Consider the following 3,639-nt stretch of genomic DNA (forward strand, 5'->3'; position numbering starts at 1 on the left):
GATCATGACCAGGCCGGCTGCCGGTGGTGACACGCACGTGGGCAATCAGGGTGCGGTGGGGGACGACACCGCCCCGGCCTCCGGGGCGGGTTGGTCAGGTCGTGAGCGCCACGTATTGAGTTGACGAAACCCGTCAAGTCGGTGAGGCAGCGAGCCGGGTCCCACCTACGGCAACCCGGCAGGAGATGGCCGGCGGTCTGTCGTGCACTGAGCCCCGGGGCGGTTCCTTCCGAGTGTGGCCCGCTGTTGTATTTGCCGGATGGAGCAAGGGGCCGGGGGTTTGCCGTCAGCGCCGTCCGTCCCCGGTCACTCGTGGAGGCCACACCGCGGCGCCGAGCTCTCTCGACACGGAGCGCGCCGCCTCGCGGACCAGGTCACGGGCGTCGTGGCTTGAGGCGTCGCCGTCGGACGGGATCACCACTCCGATGGCGCCGATCGCTTCGGCGTACGAATCGAAGATCGGGCTAGCCAGGGAGCTCTCCCCGATCACGGCCTCGTCCTGTTCCACCGCGATGCCGCTAGACCGGATCGCGTCCAGCTGCTCGCCAAGCGCGTCCGGCGTGGTGATGGTCTCCCCGGTCATGCTGCGCAGGTCACCGGAGGTGAGCACCCGCTTCTCGTCCTCGGGCAGGAACGCGAGCATGGCCTTGCCGAGGGCGCTGGCGTGGACCGGGATCACGATGCCGACCTCGGGCATTTGCCTGCTGCCGTCGGGGCGCGGCTCGTGGTGGATGATCACGACCTCGTCGACGAGCAGCACCCCGGTGCGCACGGCGAGTCCCGTGCGTCTGGCGAGGTCCTCGGCCCATGGGATTGCCCTGGACCTCAGCTCGAGGGTGTCCAGGTAGACGTTGCCCAGCCTGAGCACGGCAGGTCCGAGCTGGTAGCGGCTGGATCCGCGCTCTTGTACGACCATGCCGTGCTCGACGAGGGTGCGGACGATGCCGTGGGTCGTCGACGGGGCGAGCTCGAGGCGGGCGGCCAGCTCCGCAAGGCTCATCCGTCGCGCGCCCTGGAGGGCGCTGAGCACGCGGATCGCGCGGTCGACCGATTGGATCACGTCCGTCCTTCCGCTGTGGGCAGCTTCACGAAGACCCTTGCCTAGTAGTGAATCACAGGTGTACCCTCCAAATCTTATTCGACGATGTCGAATCTGATTCGGACAACTTTTGCGAAGGGGCAAGGCCCATGCTTGACGAGACCAACTTCTTCCAACGTCTGGGTGCCGAGGTCATCGGGACCGCGTTCCTGGTGTTCATCGGGGTGGGGTCCGTGCCTGCCACCCTGATCGTCAACGGCAATGCGCCGTTCACGATGGCCGACCTGGGCGTGATCTCCCTGGCGTTCGGCACGGTGGTGATCGCGACCGTGTACGCACTCGGCCACGTCGGTGGCAACCACATCAACCCGGCGGTGACGCTCGGTCTTGCCGTGTCAGGCAAGTTCCCCTGGTCGCAGGTGCCGGCGTACATCGGCGCGCAGGTCGTCGGCGCGCTCATCGGGGCTGCCGCGATCATCGGCGTCCTCGGTCAGAAGGCCAGCGACGTCGGCCTGGGCGTCGCTTCCTACGGCGACATCAGCTGGGCGCAGGCGTTCACCGCCGAGTTCGTGGGCACCTTCATCCTCGTCTTCACGATCTTCGGCGTGATCCACCGCAAGGCCGCGTCGGGCTTCGCCGGCGTCGCGATCGGCTTGGTCGTCTTCGCGGCCATCATCCCGGTTGCGCCGACGACGGGCGCATCCATCAACCCGGCTCGTACCGTGGGACCCATGCTCGTCCAGCAGATCGCGGGCGGCACGGTGAAGTGGTCCCAGCTGCCGGTCTACCTCGCCGCCGAGTTCCTCGCCGGCATCGTCGCGGCCCTGGTGTACGGCGTCCTCACGCGCACACCGGCCGAGGCGTCCGTGGCCGCTCCAGGCCTGGACCTCGGTGATCCCGACCCACAGCTGTCGGACGGACGACAAGCCACCACCGTCTGACGCGCCCCTCACCAGTCCGCAGCGAAAGGGACTCTCATGAAGAAGTTCATCAACGACCCGAACGACGTCGTGCTGGAAGCCCTGCGCGGCATCGAAGCGGCTCATCCCGACCTGCGGGTCGACTACGAGAACAAGGTCGTCTATCGCGGTGCTGCGCCGAAGAAGGGCAAGGTGGGGATCATCTCCGGGGGCGGTTCGGGACATGAGCCGCTGCACGGCGGTTTCGTCGGGCAGGGGATGCTCGACGCTGCGTGTGCCGGTGACGTCTTCACCTCACCGGTACCGGGGCAGATCCTCGCGGCGACGAAGCTCGTGGACGGCGGCGCGGGCATCCTGCACGTGGTCAAGAACTACACCGGCGACGTCATGAACTTCGAGATGGCCGCCGAGATGGCAGCCGCGGAGACCGGGGCGCGCGTGGTCTCGGTGATCACCGACGACGACGTGGCGGTCCAGGACAGCACGTGGACGGCGGGGCGCCGAGGAGTCGGCGCGACCGTCCTGCTCGAGAAGATCGCCGGAGCCGCCGCGGAGCAGGGTCGCGACCTCGACGAGGTCGCGAGGATCGCGCGCTCCGTGAACGCGAATGGCCGCAGCATGGGCCTGGCGCTCACCTCGTGCACGGTGCCGGCGGTCGGTCATCCGACGTTCGAGCTCGGGGAGGACGAGATGGAGCTCGGTGTCGGGATCCACGGCGAGCCCGGGCGGCAGCGACTCCCGCTTGCGCCCGCGCGCGAGGTCGCCTCGCTGCTCGTGGAGCCCGTTCTCTCCGACTTGCCGTTCGCGAAGGGCGATCCGGTGATCGCCTTCGTCAACGGCCTCGGCGGCACCCCGCTCATCGAGCTGTACCTCATGTTCAACGAGGTGCAGAAGATCCTCGACCAGCACGGCGTGCCGGTGGCGAGATCGCTCGTCGGCTCCTACATCACCTCCCTCGATATGGCCGGCGTGTCCGTCACCCTGCTGCGGGTCGATGACGAGCTGCTGTCGCTCTGGGACGCTCCTGTCAACACTCCGGCTCTGAGACGGGGAATTTGACGATGAGCCAGAGCGTGACCACGGCGGTCTTCGAGCGGTGGGTGCGCAACTTCGCCAAGTTGATCGCGGACAACCGAGAGCACCTGACCGAGCTCGACGCAGCGATCGGCGATGCCGACCACGGCTCGAACATGGATCGGGGCATGAAGGCCGCCGTGGCCGCGCTCGATGAAAGCCCGCCGCCGAACGCCGGGGCACTCCTGTCCAAGGTGGGGATGACGTTGGTCTCCACCGTCGGCGGAGCCAGCGGGCCGTTGTTCGGCACGATGTTCCTCCGGATGGGCGGCTCGCTCGGAGCCGCCGGCGACATCCTCTCGGCCGGCGACGTCGCCGCTGCTCTGCGAGCAGGCGTCGGTGGCGTCGTCGATCGCGGCAAGCCCGCGCCAGGCGACAAGACCATGTACGACGCGCTGGCCCCCGCAGCAGACGCGCTCGAGCGCTCCCTCGCCGATGACGGGTCGCTGGCGACCGCACTCACAGCCGCCAGGGATGCCGCTCGGACCGGTCGCGACGCAACGACCCCGATGCTGGCCCGCAAGGGCAGGGCGAGCTACCTCGGCGAACGCAGCATCGGACACATGGACCCGGGCGCGGCGAGCGTGGCCCTGCTCATCGAGGCCG

4 protein-coding genes are annotated in these 3,639 nt (G+C 68.5%); 3 read left to right on the forward strand and 1 reads right to left on the reverse strand.

From position 1 onward, the window contains the following. Positions 1-286: 286 nt before the first annotated feature. Positions 287-1,060, reverse strand: a complete 774-nt coding sequence (locus VNT50_RS06730; protein WP_325484335.1) for an IclR family transcriptional regulator — start codon at positions 1,058-1,060, stop codon at positions 287-289. 128 nt (positions 1,061-1,188) lie between these two features. On the opposite strand from VNT50_RS06730, the gene VNT50_RS06735 reads away from it, so the two are divergent. The 3 genes from VNT50_RS06735 to dhaL all read left to right on the forward strand — a co-directional run. Further along, entirely contained in the window at positions 1,189-1,980 is a 792-nt protein-coding gene (locus tag VNT50_RS06735) for an MIP/aquaporin family protein (protein ID WP_325484336.1), read from the forward strand. 36 nt (positions 1,981-2,016) lie between these two features. Continuing rightward, positions 2,017-3,018: a dihydroxyacetone kinase subunit DhaK gene (gene dhaK, locus VNT50_RS06740; protein ID WP_325484337.1), complete on the forward strand. Its 1,002-nt coding sequence runs from the start codon at positions 2,017-2,019 to the stop codon at positions 3,016-3,018. 2 nt (positions 3,019-3,020) lie between these two features. Continuing rightward, the coding region (gene dhaL / locus VNT50_RS06745) for a dihydroxyacetone kinase subunit DhaL (protein ID WP_325484338.1) at positions 3,021-3,639 on the forward strand (619 nt) is incomplete at its 3' end.

Origin of the sequence: Microbacterium sp. (genome assembly GCF_035554235.1) — a bacterium.
Classification (GTDB): domain Bacteria; phylum Actinomycetota; class Actinomycetes; order Actinomycetales; family Microbacteriaceae; genus Microbacterium.

Coding starts and splice junctions, on each gene's coding strand:
- VNT50_RS06735 (WP_325484336.1), top strand. CDS start 1,189: ATGCTTGACGAGACCAACTTCTTCCAACGTCTGGGTGCCGAGGTCATC.
- dhaK (WP_325484337.1), top strand. CDS start 2,017: ATGAAGAAGTTCATCAACGACCCGAACGACGTCGTGCTGGAAGCCCTG.